The sequence below is a fragment of the Salipaludibacillus keqinensis genome (assembly GCF_003226325.1).
Taxonomy (GTDB): domain Bacteria; phylum Bacillota; class Bacilli; order Bacillales; family Salisediminibacteriaceae; genus Salipaludibacillus; species Salipaludibacillus keqinensis.
In genome coordinates this window covers 1,378,435-1,396,765 of sequence record NZ_PDOD01000001.1, presented here as the reverse complement: position 1 = coordinate 1,396,765, position 18,331 = coordinate 1,378,435, and the positions used below count along the sequence as shown (strand labels likewise).

At 39.9% G+C, this 18,331-nt stretch carries 18 protein-coding genes; 14 read left to right on the top strand and 4 right to left on the bottom strand.

What is annotated here, in order from left to right; all coding sequences use genetic code 11:
- The first annotated feature begins 38 nt into the window (after positions 1-38).
- Both CR194_RS06950 and yhfH read left to right on the top strand, forming a co-directional pair.
- Complete coding sequence (locus CR194_RS06950; RefSeq protein WP_110608876.1) at positions 39-932, top strand: chemotaxis protein; 894 nt, start codon at positions 39-41, stop codon at positions 930-932.
- A 257-nt stretch (positions 933-1,189) separates the two neighbouring features.
- Positions 1,190-1,321, top strand: coding sequence for a protein YhfH (gene yhfH / locus CR194_RS06945; RefSeq protein ID WP_110608875.1), 132 nt, complete (start codon positions 1,190-1,192; stop codon positions 1,319-1,321).
- 312 nt (positions 1,322-1,633) lie between these two features.
- Here the strand turns inward: yhfH and hcp are convergent, their stop codons facing one another.
- Complete coding sequence (gene hcp / locus CR194_RS06940; protein ID WP_110609003.1) at positions 1,634-2,932, bottom strand: hydroxylamine reductase; 1,299 nt, start codon at positions 2,930-2,932, stop codon at positions 1,634-1,636.
- A gap of 248 nt (positions 2,933-3,180) precedes the next feature.
- Between hcp and CR194_RS06935 the strand changes: the two genes are divergently transcribed.
- On the top strand, positions 3,181-3,954 hold the full coding sequence (locus CR194_RS06935; RefSeq protein ID WP_110608874.1) for a DUF3891 family protein: 774 nt from the start codon (positions 3,181-3,183) through the stop codon (positions 3,952-3,954).
- Positions 3,955-4,046: 92 nt separating this feature from the next.
- Here the strand turns inward: CR194_RS06935 and CR194_RS06930 are convergent, their stop codons facing one another.
- Positions 4,047-6,341 carry a thiamine pyrophosphate-dependent enzyme gene (locus CR194_RS06930; RefSeq protein WP_110608873.1) on the bottom strand — a complete coding sequence of 765 codons (2,295 nt, stop codon included), beginning with the start codon at positions 6,339-6,341 and terminating at the stop codon, positions 4,047-4,049.
- Complete coding sequence (locus tag CR194_RS06925) at positions 6,341-7,354, bottom strand: 2-oxoacid:acceptor oxidoreductase family protein (protein ID WP_110608872.1); 1,014 nt, start codon at positions 7,352-7,354, stop codon at positions 6,341-6,343. Before CR194_RS06925 ends, CR194_RS06930 begins: the two co-directional genes overlap by 1 nt.
- A 286-nt stretch (positions 7,355-7,640) precedes the next feature.
- Between CR194_RS06925 and CR194_RS06920 the strand changes: the two genes are divergently transcribed.
- The 3 genes from CR194_RS06920 (at position 7,641) to CR194_RS06910 (ending at position 9,941) form a co-directional block, all read left to right on the top strand.
- On the top strand, positions 7,641-8,282 hold the full coding sequence (locus CR194_RS06920) for an HD domain-containing protein (RefSeq protein ID WP_110608871.1): 642 nt from the start codon (positions 7,641-7,643) through the stop codon (positions 8,280-8,282).
- Between the two features lie 80 nt (positions 8,283-8,362).
- Positions 8,363-8,884, top strand: coding sequence for a type 1 glutamine amidotransferase domain-containing protein (locus CR194_RS06915; RefSeq protein ID WP_110608870.1), 522 nt, complete (start codon positions 8,363-8,365; stop codon positions 8,882-8,884).
- A gap of 118 nt (positions 8,885-9,002) precedes the next feature.
- A complete protein-coding gene (locus tag CR194_RS06910; RefSeq protein WP_110608869.1) occupies positions 9,003-9,941 on the top strand; it encodes an alpha/beta fold hydrolase in 939 nt (312 codons plus the stop codon).
- Here the strand turns inward: CR194_RS06910 and CR194_RS06905 are convergent.
- Positions 9,905-11,068, bottom strand: a complete 1,164-nt coding sequence (locus tag CR194_RS06905; RefSeq protein WP_110608868.1) for an MFS transporter — start codon at positions 11,066-11,068, stop codon at positions 9,905-9,907. The genes CR194_RS06910 and CR194_RS06905 overlap by 37 nt on opposite strands.
- A 163-nt stretch (positions 11,069-11,231) precedes the next feature.
- Here CR194_RS06905 and CR194_RS06900 point away from each other — a divergent pair, with 163 nt between their 5' ends.
- The 8 genes from CR194_RS06900 to CR194_RS06865 all read left to right on the top strand — a co-directional run bounded on the left by CR194_RS06900 (position 11,232) and on the right by CR194_RS06865 (position 18,225).
- A complete protein-coding gene (locus CR194_RS06900) occupies positions 11,232-11,918 on the top strand; it encodes a cobalamin B12-binding domain-containing protein (protein ID WP_110608867.1) in 687 nt (228 codons plus the stop codon).
- On the top strand, positions 11,887-12,642 hold the full coding sequence (locus CR194_RS06895) for an STAS domain-containing protein (RefSeq protein ID WP_110608866.1): 756 nt from the start codon (positions 11,887-11,889) through the stop codon (positions 12,640-12,642). Before CR194_RS06900 ends, CR194_RS06895 begins: the two co-directional genes overlap by 32 nt.
- Positions 12,643-12,922: 280 nt before the next feature.
- Positions 12,923-13,105 carry a hypothetical protein gene (locus CR194_RS06890; RefSeq protein WP_110608865.1) on the top strand — a complete coding sequence of 61 codons (183 nt, stop codon included), beginning with the start codon at positions 12,923-12,925 and terminating at the stop codon, positions 13,103-13,105.
- Between the two features lie 19 nt (positions 13,106-13,124).
- On the top strand, positions 13,125-13,418 hold the full coding sequence (locus tag CR194_RS06885) for a hypothetical protein (protein ID WP_110608864.1): 294 nt from the start codon (positions 13,125-13,127) through the stop codon (positions 13,416-13,418).
- A gap of 170 nt (positions 13,419-13,588) precedes the next feature.
- A complete protein-coding gene (locus tag CR194_RS06880; protein WP_110608863.1) occupies positions 13,589-13,894 on the top strand; it encodes a DUF4212 domain-containing protein in 306 nt (101 codons plus the stop codon).
- A gap of 62 nt (positions 13,895-13,956) precedes the next feature.
- Positions 13,957-15,618 carry a sodium:solute symporter family protein gene (locus CR194_RS06875; RefSeq protein WP_110608862.1) on the top strand — a complete coding sequence of 554 codons (1,662 nt, stop codon included), beginning with the start codon at positions 13,957-13,959 and terminating at the stop codon, positions 15,616-15,618.
- The gene (locus tag CR194_RS06870; RefSeq protein ID WP_110608861.1) at positions 15,599-17,530 is read left to right on the top strand and encodes a DUF294 nucleotidyltransferase-like domain-containing protein; all 1,932 of its coding nucleotides are present in this window, start codon (positions 15,599-15,601) and stop codon (positions 17,528-17,530) included. Before CR194_RS06875 ends, CR194_RS06870 begins: the two co-directional genes overlap by 20 nt.
- A gap of 38 nt (positions 17,531-17,568) precedes the next feature.
- Positions 17,569-18,225 carry a 3'-5' exonuclease gene (locus CR194_RS06865; protein WP_110609002.1) on the top strand — a complete coding sequence of 219 codons (657 nt, stop codon included), beginning with the start codon at positions 17,569-17,571 and terminating at the stop codon, positions 18,223-18,225.
- Positions 18,226-18,331 lie beyond the last annotated feature (106 nt).

Below are 18,331 nucleotides of genomic sequence, written 5' to 3'. Positions count from 1 at the left end.
TGTATTGACTGGGGCCACTGGCTAGAGGAGGAGCAACAATGAACGAAGAACATAAAGGAATTTTATTAGAAAGTGGAACGAATGAACTAGAAGTGATCGTTTTTGAAGTAGGAGCAGGTATATTCGGGATTAATGTGATGAAAGTCCGAGAGATTATTCAGCCTTTAGATGTAACCATTATGCCTCATTCTCATCCCAATGTGGAAGGGGTCATTAGATTAAGAGATGAAATCATTCCTGTCATCGATTTAGCAAAAGCCATAGGATTCCAACAATCAGAAAATCCAGGACAAGATAAATTAATTGTATCAGAATTAAATCAAGTCAAAGTAGCTTTCCATGTCCATTCAGTTTCTCGCATTCATCGTATTTCATGGGAGCAAATTGAGAAGCCAAATAAACTTAGTCAAGGGTTACAGGATTTAACCATTGGTGTCATTAAAATGGATGACAATATGATTTTATTGCTGGATTACGAAAAAGTGGTTTATGATATTATGCCTGAAGCAGGAATCTCATCAAAGAAATTAGAAGGAATCGAAACAAAGGATCGCTCGAATAAAAAGGTCCTTATAGCGGAAGATTCCCCGATTTTAAGACAATTATTAAAAAATACACTCAACGAAGCAGGGTACAATCAATTAGTCTTTACAGAAGATGGTAAAGAGGCGTGGGAGTACCTAAAAGATGCTTCAAAAGAAGATGTAGAATTATTAATTACTGATATCGAAATGCCTTTAATGGACGGCCACCATTTAACAAAGAGGGTTAAAGAACATGCTGAACTAAAGAAGCTGCCAGTGATTATCTTTTCTTCTCTTATTTCAGGTGATTTGTTCCATAAAGGGGAGCGAGTCGGTGCTGATGCCCAAATTAGTAAACCTGAGGTGGGAAAACTCGTGCAAAAATTAGACATGTTATTACAACTATAAGAACTATAAGAATGAAAAGACGGTCCTTCTCAAGGCTGTCTTTTTTTGGGTTGTCTGTTATATAATACTTTGTATTTTTCAGACACATTTCATGTCCTATTAGAATAATATAAGATAAATAGAAGATAATATGCATATAATGATAGGGATAAGACCAATTATCATATAAATAAACAGAATTGTTTTAAAACAATGGTTGTATTTGAAATGTTGTTATAGTACAATGAAGTCAAATAAACAGATGGAGGGATTTTACCATGTTAATGTCCAGTACAGAATTTTTCAGCAACCTGCCCCCGAAAGAATGTTCTAGATGTGGTGAAGTAGTCGACGAAATGCACGAGTGCTATTCGAATGAATGTCTAGAGTGTGAATCTGAAATTAGATAACAAACTATTCCGCTTTCTTATGAAAGCGGTTTTTTGTTGTAGCTCAACGTCGTCAACATGAGAGTTTGGAGACGAACAGAAGAGGCGTCTCAGCTGAACGTCGTCAACATGGCAGATTGGAGACGAAAAAGGAGCGCGTCTCTGCTTTTAAACATTTTCTCAATTAACATAGTGTAAACACATGAAAATCGTCAAATTCTCAAAACGCTTTAATATAAATTCTATCTATCAAACAATAAGGATGCTTTTGACATATGGCCTCATGTATAGAGGGAGTCCCAAAAGATTTCGGGACTCCCTCTTCGGTCAAATTTATGCTTTTTCAAGGCTAAGCATCGCTTCCATATCCTCCCTTGCGTTACTAATAAGTTTTAAGCCAAATGTCTCCACAAGGTGGTGCAGGACTCCTTCTGAAATGAAGTCTGGAGGCGTTGGTCCAATTCGGACATCCTTGATTCCTAAACTGAATAGTCCTAAAAGAATAGCGACCGCTTTTTGTTCGAACCAAGATAGAACGATGCTAACAGGTAATTCATTGACGTCGCATTCGAAAGCTTCAGCTAATGCTTGGGCAATCTTAATTGTCGAACCTGAATTGTTACACTGACCTAGATCGATATACCGTGGAATATCAGTTCCTGGAACGGTTCCATAATCAACATCATTGAATCTGAATTTCCCACAAGAAGTGGTTAAAATCACCGTTTCAGGTGGCAATGAGGTGGCTAACTCTCGATAATATTCTCCACCTTTTCCGGGGGAGTCACAGCCAGCGATCACGAAGAATCGTTTGATTTTTCCAGCCTTAATAGCATCAATAATTTCTGGTGCCAGTCCAATAACCGTTTCATGATGGTATCCTGTTGAGAGGGTAGCATCTGATTTCATGTCTGCTTCAGGCAGTTCTAATGTTCGCTCAATTAACGGGCTGAAATCGTTTCCTTGAATTTTAGTAACGCCTTCTAACCCTGCCACGTTATATGAAAAGAAACGATCAGCATAGGAACCTTTAATAGGCATTACACAATTTGTTGTAGCGAGTATTCCTCCAGGGAATTTTTCAAAAAGGCGACGTTGATCAAACCAGGCTTTACCGATATTCCCCTTTAGATGTGCATATTTATTTAAATGAGGATACCCATGGGCGGGCAACATCTCTGAGTGCGTGTATATATTGATCCCTTTTCCTTCAGTTTGTTTCAACAATTCTTCTAAAGCAAATAAATCATGTCCTGTGACGACAATCGCTTTACCTACGACATGGTTTTGTGAGACAGATACAGGGGATGGGACTCCCAAACGGTCAGTGTGCGCTTTATCAAGGAGATCCATGACTTTAACCGTTGCAGTTCCCACTTCCAAAGCCATATTAATATTCTCTTTCATATTGAAATTTGAATTGGTTAACGTAGTATAAAGGGCTTTTTGCGTAATCCCATCTACCTCGGGATCTATGTAACCTAAAGACCTAGCATGGGTGGCGTATGCTGCGACCCCTTTTAAACCATAAATAATTGTATCCTGAATACTGGCTAAGTCAGGATCTTTTCCACAAACACCCATGATCGTGCAGCCACCTGTGGGTGTTTGTTCACATTGATTGCAAAACATTTCAAAATCTGTCTGTTTCATATTGTGTACCTCCTTCTTTGCTTATCTATAATCATCTTATAACGGTTAGAGCCACTTCACAGTGATACAAATCACTAATAGGGAGGGTTCATAAATCTGTCAAAACTTCCTTTGGAAAATGAAATAGACAATGTACGTGACAAATACAAACTGAACAAAGAGACATGGAGAAGAACGAGTTTAGCATAAAATAAGAGGAGGAAAGGGAAGAAAAAGGAGCGAGGTCCATGATCATAAAAGAAGACAAAGATAATATTATCTGTATCGAACAACATGAACATGCTCTTATTTCAGGTCAATTTGTGCATAAATGGAATGAGGGGCTTTTCCCTGGGCTTCATTTGAAGTCATCTGTAGAATATGCCATTACGAATCATGATCGCAGTTGGATCCCGTTAGATCGAAAACTGGTGTACTTGAAAGAAAAGGGAAGCATGGCATCATTTATTGATTATCCTTTAAAAAAGAAAATAGAAGCATATAGACGGGGAATAGAGCAATTGTTAACAGAGGATATCTATGCAGCATATTTAATCAGCTGTCATTATGCCAGTTTCTTTAAAGGAAAAAAAGATATTTTAGGAAAACAATTCATGGCGTCTGAAGAGGCAAGGCAAGAACAATTACTTGAAAAAATGATCTTGCAAGACCCGAAGCTTAGTAAAGAAATGCTAAATTTTCATTTTGAGCTCCTTCAACTTTGTGATAATTTATCTTTATATTTATGCATGAACCGCTGGGGAGCAAAGAAGCAGGAAGAAGTTGAATGGTTTAGAGATGGTTTTTCTCAACAACTAGCTCCTGTATCAAATGAAGTCTTTCAGGCAAACTGGGAATCGGAGACCCAAGTGAGACTAAGCCCTTTTCCTTTCAAAACGGAAACGTTACATGTCTCCATCCCATATAAAGTGTTGAGTAAACAAGACCTCCACCGCAAAGATTTACAAGAAATCTATCGAAAGATTCCCTATGACTATCACGCTGTGATTATAAGAAATTAGCTGTCACGAAATCGAAAATAAATATTTATATAAACAAAAAAATATGAACCTAATCTTCATAAAGGGGATTAGGTTCATTTTCATTCAGTTCATTAAATGTAAGGTGTTGCGTGTTTTGTTTTCAATGTCACCCAGCGTCGTTCCACTTCATTTTCAAATTCCGTTAGCATGTCTTTGTTTTCTTCTTTCAACATATGCTTGGTTTTACCCATATAGCTTAGCCATTCAGAAAGGTCAATTCGTTTTTTCTTTGCGTCTGGGTTATACGTGATAGTTGTTTCGCCACGCTCCACTTCATAAAGAGGGAAGAAGCAAGATTCTACAGCGGCTTTCATAATTTTTTCTCCGTCGCGATCTTCAGACTTCCAGTTTAACGGACAAGTGATCAAGATTTTACCATAAACCATGCCTACATTTTGAGCATACCATTGGGCTTTTGCGGCTTTCTTGATCAAATCTTGCGGATAGGCTTCTGTTCCCGTAAATACATAGGGAATGTTTGTAGATGCCATGATTTGTGCAGTATCTTTATGGTGGAAAGGTTTCCCTTGCTTTTCTTTTCCTACAGACGTTGTACTTGTCATGTGACCGAGAGGTGTAGAATAAGACATTTGCGAACCGGTGTTCATATATCCTTCATTGTCATATTCTAAAATAATCATTTTATGATTCCTTAGCGCTGTCCCGATCGCCGATCCCATCCCAATGTCCATCCCACCGTCACCAGTAATCATTACAAAGGTAAAGTCCTCGTCAATATCTACTTCACCGCGGTCTTTCATTTCGAAAAAGGCTTCGACGGTTCCAGATAATGTGGCTGGACCATTTTGGAACAAGTTGTGCAAGAATGGCTGTTTATGAGAACTGTATGGGTAGGCACTAGTTACAACATAGCCACAACCGGTGTGGAATAGAATGACGGCGTCCCCTTCGATCCCCTTGAAAAAGAGTTCCAACCCTGGGAAAATACCACATCCAGGACAGGCGCCGTGCCCAGAGGCAAAACGCTTCGGTTTGGACGTTAATTGGCGAAGAGGAGGAATTCTCACCTTCAATTTATTTGTTTCCTCATCTTCAGTGACGTTAATTAATCCAGTTTTGTAAGTGTCACCTGTCATAGGTTCAATGACTTGCTCCAGTTTCTTTTCAGGATCTCCAGGCTGGACACCGTAATAATCAAAAGGTTTTTTGATCGTGCCAGTTTCTGCCGCTTCCATTGCCATATCAAAGAATGCCTCTGCATCGTCTGCATAGAAATCTTTTCCACCCATTCCAAAGGCACGGCTTAAGACGAGGGTATTGTTTTCTGGATCTTCTTGAAGGGCGGACTTTAGCTCATGAGTTAAGTTCGCACCTTTTGCGCCGTAAGAATCAGCTCGTTCGCCTACTAAAACAGCCTTTACATTTTTTAGCGCTTTGCGAATATCTTCAGCAGGGAAAGGTCGAATGATATTAGGGCTGAGTACGCCGGCTTTCACGCCTTTTGCTCGCAAACGATCGACTACATCTTTGGAAGATTCCGCAGCTGAATTCAAGAGAAAAACAGCGACTTCCGCGTCGTCCATATCGTATTGGTCTAAAATCTCATATTTTCTTCCTGAAAGTTCTTCATAATCAGCCGCTATTTCTTGATAGACGTCATAAGCTTTGTAAAGGGCTTCTGACTGTTGAAAATGATTATTCATTAAGTCGTCGCCATTCATATGTGCACCAATTGTTACTGGTTTTTCTTTATTAATTGATGTTGGATACCCTTTTGGTGCTTCTCCTACAAACCCTTGAACGGTTTCCCGATCTTTAAACAAGTCCACTTTACGTTTCTGATGGGAAGTGTAAAATCCGTCATAAGCAACAATGACTGGCAAGCGGACATCTTTATGTTCAGAAAGCTTTAAAGCCATAATATTCATATCATACACTGCTTGAGGAGTGCGAGCGGTTAAGATGACCCACCCTGTGTTTAAACCGTAATACAAATCGGAATGGTCGCCACGAATGTCTAAAGGTCCACTCACGGCACGGGTAACTAAGTTCATCACCATTGGAAAGCGAAGGCCAGATTGAACAGGGAGCTGCTCAATCATATATAGAAATCCATTGGCACTAGTAGCATTAAAGACTCGGGCACCTGTTGTGGCTGCGCCGAAACAAATACCGGCTGATCCATGTTCACCATCAGCGGCAACTAATTCGATATCGTGCATGCCTTTGGATTTCATCATATCTAAATATTGTGCTACCTCTGTTGAAGGGGTGATTGGAAAATACCCCATAAGATGATAATTTATTTGAGCGGCGGCCATCGCAGCCATTTCGTTTCCTGATTCAAATGTTGAAATTTGCACGGCTTTTGTTTGGTTTGAGATGTTTTCTTCGGTCATCGCCATTATTTAACGCCTCCTGTTACAAGTGGGAATTTTTGACTGACACGGTTTGCTTCAGCATAGCCTTTTATTTCTTCCATATCAGCTAACGCATCTGTAGGACAGGCATCTACACATTTTAAACAACCTTTACAGTATTGGTAGTCGATTCCCTTTAGGAACATTTGAGGGCGCCCTCGTTTATCTTCCCCTTTTTCCCATACGAAGCAATAATCAGGACAAACTGTGTCGCAGGCGGCGCAATGAATACAACTATCAGATTTATATTCAGGTAAGAAACCTATTCTAGATCCACTTAAATCTTTTTGGATACTATTGGCTTGAGCAGAAATGATGCCGCCAATTTCTTGCGTTTCGTAACCAAGTCGAGGCTGAACTCTCTTAAATTCTTTGCTTTTTGCTTCACTAGGTACATCGTATTTTTTGAACTGAACTTCCTCATATCCACGATTGAATGTACGAATATTCGGTTCCACCAAATGAGGGTATTTCTTTTCAAATGTTGTTCGAATGACATTTCGCATATGATCTGCATCTAGAAAATCCAGAATACGATAGAGAGCACCGAGCATAGCCGTGTTAACTTTTGTTTTTTCTTCATGAGCAATTTTCAAAGCATCTACAGCAGCAAGTGTGCCGTAATCTAAGTTTAAATCTTCTTTAATGATGTCAAAATCACTTTTTGTATTTACTAATACGACCCCATCTGCATGCAAACCACTGACTACATCAACCATTTTGTACAGAGCCTCATGAAAAACGCCAATCACATGAGGTTGTTCAATAGGTGAGTGATCTCTTATGTCAACATCAGGATCACAAAAACGAACAAATGATTTCACTGGCGACCCTTTTTTCTCTGATCCGTAAGACGAGAAATTAGAGCCATTTAAGCCTAAGCCCAGTACCCCCGCTTCAGCTAACATTTTCCCCGCTAAGTTAGCTCCGAGACCTCCAATAGATTCGAGCCGAATTTCAAAGAAACCGAGCTCATTCTTTTTTGGTAAAATAGACATTACGTAATCCCCTTTCAAAGAAATTGACTAACTCCCTAGGTTCAAGTATAGAAAACGATTGTATAAAAAGATATGATATAAGTCACAAATTCACAGAATGTTTGAATTTAGAAAATGCTACACTTTTTTTGAAAAGGATAAAACCTTTGATTGTTCTAAGTTTCACATAGTGGTTTTTTGTATAACAGGTCTACTGGGAGTATTAGTACAGGATAATACAGATTTCATGATTGAATAAATATTAATATATAATAATAATTATACAATTATTAGAAGGAGAATGAGTATGACGGATATGATTAGAAAAGCAGAAAATTGGGTCATGCAGTTATTTGAAGGGGATTCCACGGGCCACGATTGGTACCATACGGACAGAGTGAGAAAAAATGCTTTGAAAATAGCAGAAGAGGAGGGAGCAGACCCTTTTATTTGCGAATTAGCGGCTCTGTTACATGACGCTGGTGATGATAAATTTCACCCTTCAGAAGAAGAGGGGAGAAATTTCGTCCTAAACTGGCTTTCACAACAGGATCTATCTATGAAACGAGTTCATCAAGTGATGAGCGTAATGGATACGGTATCGTTTAAAGGAGGCCATAATTCACCTCCAGCTAGCCTTGAGGGAATGGTAGTGCAAGACGCGGACCGCTTGGATGCAATTGGTGCAATTGGTGTAGCCCGGTGCTTTATGTTTGCAGGGCATAAAGGAGATGCGATGTATTTGCCAAGTGAACAACCGAGAGAGGATATGACGAAGGAAGAATACAGACTGGGAGCGTCAACGGCGATTAACCATTTTTATGAAAAGTTATTGACGCTGTCTTCTCAGATGAAGACAAGCACAGGAAGAGAGATGGCTCAACGTCGTCATGCTTATTTAGAACATTTTTTAGAACAATTTTATGAAGAGTGGGAAGGACTGAGATAAGCACTAACAAAAAATAGATTGAAATAAATCGTTAAAGGGTAGATTACAACAGAAAAAGTTTTTAGGAAGAGGTGTTAAGGATGAAATTGCAAGGAAAAAAAGTACTCACTGTCATTGAGCATGAATTTGAAGACTCTGAGCTGATTTATCCACATTATCGTCTTCAAGAAGAAGGAGCGATCTCTCACATTGCGGGAAAAGAAGCAGAAACAACTTATACAGGTAAAAACGGAGTGCCAGTCGTTTCGGATTATTCCTTTGAACAAATTAATATAGAAGAATATGATGCCATTCTCGTGCCAGGGGGATGGGCGCCTGATAAACTAAGAAGATATAAAGAAGTTCTTGCTATGGTTACGTACATGCATGAACAAAAAAGAGTCATCGGTCAAATTTGTCATGCAGGATGGGTGTTGATCTCTGCTGATATATTGAAAGGTAAAAATGTGACCAGCACGCCAGGAATTAAAGACGATATGGTGAATGCTGGAGCTACGTGGCATAATGAAGAAGTGGTTGTAGATGGACCGCTCGTTTCAAGTCGCAGACCGCCTGACCTTCCTGCTTATGGAAGAGCGTTAGTTGAGGCGATAGCTAAATAGATGTGTTTGAAGGAGGCAGGGATCCTGTCTCCTTTTCCTTATTCTTTCAGAGTTTCCTTAATTACAGTAGAATAGGATATAGAAAAGATAGTTGACCAAATTAACGGAGGATTTCAAGATGCAGCCAACGACCGAATGGATAGACAAAATGAATGAAGCCACTTTTAATCTTGATGAACGAAACCCTCATATGAACCATCCCTGTATTCACGAGTATTTGGATTACTACTCATTTAATCTTGTTAACTTTGATTTATATCAATGTGGGCACGTGTGTTCTCATGAGAAAGATATCTTTATTCAGGCATTTTTGAAGACAAAAGCGAAAGGGACGGTGTTATTTGTTCACGGGTATTTAGATCATTCTGGGGGTTTAAGCCGCACGGTGAATAATTTATTAGCCAATGGCTATGAAGTCGTCACGATCGATTTGCCTGGACACGGGTTTTCTCAAGGGGAATCAGGAACCATTGCAGCCTTTGATGAATATGTTGAAGCTGTTGAAAAAGGGGATCGATTTATTCGTGATAGACTGCAACGGTCAAGAGTGATCGGATTAGGGCATAGTACTGGCGGCGCCATTTTGTTTCATGCCGCTAGTGAAAAGAAGGTCTTACTAGAGAGGTTGATATTAGTCGCGCCTTTATATTTTCCTTATCGGTGGAACTTAGTCAAAGGCACGCTGAAGATGCTTGGGAAGTATATTCCTAAGCAAAAAAGACGCTTCAAGAAAAATTCCCAAGACCTTCTGTACCAGAAATTCATTAAACAGGATCCTTTGCAAGTTAAGTGGTTGAAGTCGGACTGGATGAAAGCAATGGAGCAGTGGCAGCACTATATTATCAAATGCCCAGTTCTGACAATACCAGTCTATTTCTTGCAAGGTGAGAAAGATACCACCGTTGATTGGAAGAAGAACGTACACTTCTACAAACATAAGTGCCAAAATTTACAAGTGGCTATCTTTCCGTCTGGTCGCCACCAATTATTAAATGAACGAGAAGAAATCAGAATTCTTGTTCATGAACGGATGAGATCTTTTTTAAATAGCGTGTGACCTGTTTTGGCCATAAAAAATAATATCCCTCCTATTATTAGTACGATAAGGGAGCTAACTAGAAATGGCAGGCCCCAAATTTCAGCGACGGTCCCTGAAATAAACGAACCCGCTACTACCCCTAAAGAAAAGCAGGCATAGAAAATACCGTATGCTTTCCCTCGGTCAATTTTAGTCGAAACGTCTGCAACAATTCGATTCATTGACGGGAAGATAAAAGCAAAACCAAGACCATACACAATCATTGCGAATGTAACGATGGTTACTGAATGAAAGATACTAAGAGCAATTAGTGAGGCCCCTATGAGGGCTATCCCAGTTATAATCAACATCATCGGCTGAAAACGATCAAACAATTTGTTTATTGGAGTTAAGAAAACAATTAAAGCTACGATGCCAAAAATACTTAACAAAAGTCCTGTAGTGGAAGAAGTTAATCCCATAACCTCAACTTTTAAAGGTAGCGCAAAGGCCAGTGTCCCATTACTTACCATTAGGGCAAAAGCCGAAAGACAAGCTTGAATCAACAAAGGCTGTTTTAAAAGAGGTATAAAGTGGGACAGGGACATACTTCCAAGCTCCGGAGCTGAGTAAGACTCTTTGACATACTTCACTATTAGAATCGAAGTTATGATGAACAGAGATGAAACAAGGATAAATACATAGTCAATGGATGAGACAGAAGCAATGACCCCACCTAAGGCAGGTCCAATAATTGCAGCCGTTCCTATGCAAGCACCTGTATAGGCCATGGTCTTCCCACGCCCTTCTTTGCCTGTAGAATCTCCAATGTATGCGAAAGCTGCAGGAATTAAAGCCCCTCCAGCTAAACCGTGAATGAGTCTTACTACAAATAGTTGTCCCCCTGATTGTGCTAATGGATAAAAGCATAAGATGACCGCAACGAGGATCATGGCCGTTAAAAGTATTTTTTTCCGTCCGAAGCGGTCAATCCAATGTCCACCTAAGACATTACCGATCATATTGGATAGGGAATAGACGGCGATGATCCCCCCTGTAAGAATATGAGATGCTCCTAACTCTTGGGCGTAAGGTGTGATAATTGGTAATTGAATAAAAGTATCTAAAAATGCTACAACAATAATAATGTATAAGAATTTCGTCATCTCGTTTACCTCTCTTTCTTTCTCTACTATACAATGATTAAATTTCCATAGTAAAGAAACCTGCAAAACACAAGATTCTAAAATATGTTAAAGTAAAAGGATCAATGGTTTACATTCAAATGTAAATCTTGTTGAAGTATTCCTTTATGAGGTGATATGATTGATGCAAAAGACAACTGAAACATTTGTCGATGCGCTACTAAAAGGTGATCATGCTGCCTCTTTGCGTATTGTGCAAAATCAACGAGAACATCACTCGAGATTTACTATATATAACGAATTGATTACACCTGCTATGCACGAAATAGGTATGCTGTGGCAACAAAACAAAATTACCGTTGCTGATGAACACCTTGCTACGGCTGTGTGTGATTTTGTGTTATCGCAAACGGAGTATGACCTCGTTCAACATTCCGACTTTCAAGAAACAACTCCTAAAGCGATGTTTTTCACCGTGCAAGATGAGTACCACTATCTAGGTTTAAAGATGGTATCTATCTTGTTTCGCGAAAAGGATTGGAATGTAAAGTACTATCAATCCAATCTATCCATTGATCATGTCATGGAACAAGTTGAAACATGGAAGCCGGCAGTAATTGGTCTATCCTTTGCTCTCGCTTATCGAATTGAGGCATTAACAGCATATTTAAAGAAATTCAGTGAACTTGATTATGAGCCTGAAATCCTTGTGGGAGGTCGCTTAATGCATCAGTATGACTTCTCATCGATTGGACCGCCTAACACCACTTTCATTGAAAATTTAAATGAACTACAAACTTGGTTTAACAAAGATAAAACGATTAGGCGGGATGACTCGGATGGAAAAGCGAATACCTCTTCCGTTATTTAGAATAACTCAAGACTTTCAAATCGTTGAAAGATCTGATCAAGCAGAACATACTTTCCAATACACGAATGATTTACTGGACATTGTTGATGCTGATAGCCACGATAAGTTAAAGGCGATGTTGGCTCACGATGTTGAACAGTTGGATTTCGAACTGAATCTGATCACAAAGCATTCACCGCTTGCATTATACAAAGCATTTATTCAGAAGAGCGGGGAAGAAGCTTTTTGTCTATTTGTCCCTATAGAGGAACAATATCAGCTTGTTCAAAACCAATTAACAGACATGCAAAACAGACTAAACGATACGAACTTCCAACTATTCGAGAAGAAAGAGAAATTCTCTAAAATGGTTGACCGGTCAAATGAATTATCGGGTCCCTATATTGAATTGAGTGATAATCTTGGATTATTACCAGTGTTTGGAGATTTGTCCGAAGAAAAACTTGTCGCCATAAAAGATAATGTTTTTAAGAGGGCGTATGTCAGCCAGCCTGAAAGAGTTTTAATCGACTTTACGGGAGTTGGAAATATTCAAGAAGAGGGTGTAAGGGAATTAAAAGACTTAATTCTTGTCTTTGAACAAATGGGCATTCATGTTGTTATGATCGGTTTATCGCCTAGACATGCTCTGCACTTAAAACCATATCGAAATGAATTACAAATTGATTTCGCTCATTCAGCAAAAATCGCCATTAAAAAATGGCTCATAGCAGAATATTTATAAAGGAGCTGTCCCAAAAGTACAACTTTTGAGGACAGCTCCTTTTTGTATTGTCAAAACTGTCATTAGAAATTCACTATCTGCGACGTTTTCCGCATCATAAAAGCAAATAAATTGTCAGTATTGTAGGAGATAAACACATGGTTTGTAGAAACTTATTGACTTTTTATCAGAATTTTTGAAATAATGTGATAGTAATAGTGCAATTACATAAAATTGGGAACTGAAAGTGTTGCTATGATCAAAAGTGTAATTAAAATTTCTAAAATAAGGAGGAAGGAAAGTGTCGACACTCATTATCTTTTGGATTTTTGCGATAGTAACGGTTGTATTAACTATTAAATATAAAAAGCCGATTTTACTTATGCTACCTTTTTTTGCGATGGGTGCTTATTTAGTCATTCAAATTGCACTGGTTCCTTTACCATTTATGGAAACGGTAAGGTTTATTTTTAGCTTGAGATAGGTGAAGGGAGGATGAATAAATGTCCCACACAGTAGAAAGTGAGAAACAGGCCTCTCTTCGATGCAGAGCATGTGAAAGTGGACAAGTTATGATTATTTCAAAATATCGTTACTTTATCATGACGTCAATTTTTCCTGTAATCGTTACAGTGGCGATAGCATTCCTATTCGATTTACTCTTTTTGTTATTTATTCCGGCACTCCTATTAATGAACCTGATGATCGCTGAACGAAAAACTCCGTTACTTATTTGCCAAAATTGTCGAAAGCGATCGAGAGGGCATCTCACAAAAACAGCTAATCCCCATAACTGAATTAACGGAGTAGATATTTATTACATAAAATGAAAGCGTTTACTTTATTCCTCGATAACATAGTTGAGTCTAATGAAAATGGGAGGGGATACATGCCATATTTAATTGATATCAGTTCCTATAATATTCGTTAATGATGGACTAAAAAAGTATTAAGGAGGTTTTGGTCGATGAGAAAGATTGAAAAGGATGTAGCGGATAGATATTTTAGGGCACGAGTGAAATTAATAGTGACTTTTTTAACGATCGGTTTTCTCGTTTCGTTTGGTATTGTGTTCTTTGCGGAACCTCTGAATCAAAGTGGTATTTATATTTTGGGAATGCCTGCACATTATTACATGGGGGCTCAGGGAGCCGTCGCAACGTTTATTGTTTTGTTATTTTTAAATGCTGTGATCAACGATCGAGTAGATAGGAAATTCGGGATTGATGAGTCTCGTAACGAACAAATCAGCGGAGGGGGATCAGACCATTAATTGAAAAAAACATTTTCGACTTGATGGATAAAATAGTTGAATTTTAAGGAGGTAACCTTTAGATGGATCAACAAGCCTTAGTTTCTCTCACGCTGATTATTTTGACATTTGCTCTTTACATTGGCATCTCGGTATATCACCGTGCAAAAGTAACATCTGACTTCTACGTCGCAAGCCGGGGAGTCCCTGCATTTTGGAACGGGATGGCCATCGGTGGGGATTGGATGAGCGCAGCGTCATTTATCGGGATGGCAGGAACGGTCATGCTGATGGGCTATGACGGGTTAGCTTACATTATGGGGTGGACCGGAGGATATTTGCTTCTAACCTTTCTCCTTGCGCCACAACTTAGGAAATTCGGTCGTTTTACAGTACCAGAATTTATCGGAGACCGGTTTGATAGTAACGTGGCTCGATTAATTGCAGCAATTGCAACGATTATCATTAGTTTTACTTATTTAATCGGACAGTTGGCAGGTTCGGGGGTTGTGATAGGCCGACTACTTAGTATACCTTCTTGGATTGGTGTATTAATCGGTGTATTTATTATAGCTATTTATGCTACTCTCGGGGGAATGAAGGGGGTAACGTGGACACAAGTTGCCCAATATCTTATTTTAATTACGGCATATGTCATTCCCATTGTGTTTATGTCATTACAAATAACTGGTAATCCTCTTCCTTGGCTTACATATGGAAGTGTCGTCGATAATTTAGGGGCGATTGATAGAGAGCTTGGCTTATCTGAATATTTTGCCCCTTTTGATGAGGGCAGTCGCGCCCAATTTTTAGCTTTACTCTTTACGTTAATGGTAGGAACAGCGGCCCTCCCACACGTGATTGTAAGGTTCTACACGGTCTCGACGATGAAAGCAGCTCGCTGGAGCGGGGCATGGGCATTATTATTCATCGGGATTCTATACTTGTCGGCTCCGGTTTACGCAGCTTTTTCTCGCTTTGTCATTATGAACGATGTTGTCGGGCAGCCCCTTGATGACCTACCTGCTTGGACAGAAGCATGGGTGAATACTGGGCTGCTTGAAATAACTGCTTCAGGTGAGCAAGGCGAGCTCATGTGGGAAGACCTTATTATTGATGCTGATATTGTCGTCATGGCCACACCAGAAATTGCTAACCTTGGTACATTTGTTATCGGGATGATTGCAGCAGGTGCGATGGCAGCCGCTTTATCAACTGCGGGCGGATTGCTCATCACCGTATCATCCTCCTTTGCTCATGACATTTACTATCGTCTCGTTAACCCGAAGGCGACGGATGCAAGGCGCTTAAAAGCAGGTCGAATTGCTATCTTCGTTGCAACTATAGTCGCTGGTATACTTGCCCTTGATCCGCCGGGAGTGATCACTCAAATTGTTGCATGGGCTTTCGCTTTGGCAGGTGGCACATTCTTTCCAGTACTATTCCTTGGAGTGTGGTGGTCAAGAATTAATTCAAAAGGTGCCGTTGCTGGTATGCTAGGCGGATTGTTCACTACGCTCATTTATATCTTCTTGGCGATGAACGGCTTTATCCTCTTTGGGATAGAAGATACAGGTGCGGGTGTGTTCGGTGTTACCGTTAACTTCATTCTCGTATTTGTAGTTTCACTATTGACAGAAGATCCACCGCAACACTTGAAAGATGAGGCGATTAATTTAAGGTACCCTGAGCAAATGACGTATGAAGAGGGAGAGGTATGGATGGATGATTCTTCAGGAAAATAAAGAATTTATGAGTATGGTGGAGAACCATCCGATTTTTAGCGGCGCAGATGCCGCTGAATTTCGGTTGTTACTTGAACGTTGTATCTTATATTCCTATCGAAAAAATGAAAAATTACTGTATGCAAAATCTCCTCGAGAAGGACTTTTGCTAATTTTAGAAGGAATTACAGAAGTCTGCGTACATACGGGATCACGGCGAGAAAACCGAGAAGTCCTCGAAGTACTTGAAAAAGGAGAAATGATTGGATTTTCCAGCCTTGCTGATTTTCTAGGGGAACCTAATCCACATGAACATACGTTTACAGTAGAAGTCCATGCGTTCGAACCATCGGTCTGTCTACACATTCCATATGAAGTGCTCGAAGCTAGGTGGCATGAAGAAGACGTGAGAGAATATGTCCTTCGTCAAGTGGCTGTCAGGCTGCGTGAAATTTATTCATCACTAGCTGAACAAGTGAAACTTGCACACCAGTGGGGGGAAAGTGAGGCTTTTATCCGGCGTGTTCAAGACTTAATGAGCGAGCCTGCCTTAAGTGTGGTTGAGACAACACCGGTTCATGAAGTGGCGAGAAAAATGGTTGAAGCAGGAACAAGCTCCATTCTTGTTATAGATAAAGAAGGACATTTGTTCGGGATCATTACCGAAAAAGATCTCGTGCAACGTGTCGTTTCCGTAGGTAACAGCGATTTTAAAACCGCAGGTGAAATCGCTACAACCGATTTGGTTACGATTCATCGCAATTCCTACTACTATGAAGCGATGTCCAGTTTTCTCATGAATAGCGTTAAACACTTACCTGTAACTGACGATGATCTTCGTCCCGTAGGTATGGTGACATTATCAGACATTCTACGAAAGAAAAATCGTGGTCAATTTAATATATTACAAGAAATCGAATCTGCAGACGAAGAGACGTTACCTGAAGTGAAAAATGCTATATATAGCGTGTTACAAAATTTAGTTGAAGACGAGATGCCGACACTTCATATAATGGATGCTATAACATCGCTCTATGATCGTCTTGTGCATCGCTGTGTTGATCTTGCTCTAGAAGAAGTGAAAAAAAAGCTCGGTCCCCCTCCTGTAAACTTCGCCTTTTTCCTCATGGGCAGTGGCGGTCGTGCTGAGCAATTTCTATTGACGGATCAAGACCACTTTCTTGTTTTTGAAGAAACTGAGGATTCTGAGGAAGAAAGTGTAGATATGTACTTTAAATTTTTTGGTGAGAGAATTACCGCCTGGATGGAGCATGCTGGATACAAACCTTGTGATGGGGGAATGATGGCAAGCTTTTCAGCTTGGCGTGGGAGCATTACGAGGTGGCAGAAGCGTTTGAGAACATGGGGTCTTCGTGCCACAAATGATAATATTCTCCTTGGTCACAACTTCTTGTCTTTTCGCCACCTCTATGGGGATGAAAAGGTTCATGATCACTTTACAAGAATGGTCAACGATCAATTGGAAAAATCAAGTATTTTCTTGTATCGGGCAGCGGTGGAAGAAAAACAAAGACCTGTTCCAACATTAGATCATCCGATTCGTGCTCTGTTTCGTATGAAAAAAGAAACAATTGATATTAAAATGAGTGTGCTTTTTCCGTTCCACCATGCCCTGCAAATCCTGAGCGTTAAACACGGCATAGTCGAAGGGACTCCTACTCAGCGAATAAAGCGCCTAACTGAAGATGGCCTCTTCAGCGAAACCTTTGCCGATGAACTGCAATTTGCTTATGAGGTTATCCTTCGAATTCGTGTTTCACAAGCTTGGACCGTTTACATGCAAGGAGAGAAACTTTCAAGTAAAGTCTATTTTCGGCAAATGAAAACACGTGACAAAGAAGAACTAATGCTTGCATTAAAAACTATTCGTTCTTTGCAAAACCACTTGCTCGCATCTTACGGAATGCAATAAATGTAATAATTAGCGACGCAGAGGAGAGAGCCCCCATGATGTTTTGGAAAAAGAAAAGGCTAAGTTACCAGCTAACGTATGAGCAACCGCTAAATACACCCATTCGTGATCTGTCAATCATAGTTTTTGACACCGAAGCGACAGGATTTGCCGTCGGCGCTGATGACAGGTTAATAGAAATTGGTGCGGTTCAAGTTGACGGGCTGACCGTCACCGATCAAACTTTCCAAACGTACGTGAATCCAGAACGGGACATTCCAAAAGATATTACAGAACTGACAGGTATTCAAATGAAAGACGTAGAAGGCGCTCCTACTGCTATTGAAGCGATTGAATCGTTCTATCAATACATGGAAACATCCAATAGCATCGGATGGGTAGGGCATTACTTAGCCTTCGACGTCCTTGTCTTGAAAAAAGAACTTAAGCGTGAAAAATTCAGTTTCGATGAACCACTTGGGATAGATACTCTTGATTTGATTGGTTATCTTAGCCCCTCATGGGATATGCAGGATCTTGAACATTACGCGCGCACCTTTGGTACCAACATTTACAAGCGTCATAGTGCGTTAGGAGACGCGCTGACTACCGCAAACCTATATGTCGAATTGTTACTCTACTTGGAAGACCGTGGTAAAACGGTTCTTGGCGATCTTATAGTGTTAACAAAAAAAGACGGAATTTATCCAGTTTGATAGTTCATATATTTAGACCGGACTGGCCGTTCTCTTGAGTAGAACGGTCACTTTTCTTTTTTCCTTTATAGTTCATGATATTTTCTATGTATATTTGTGGATTGCA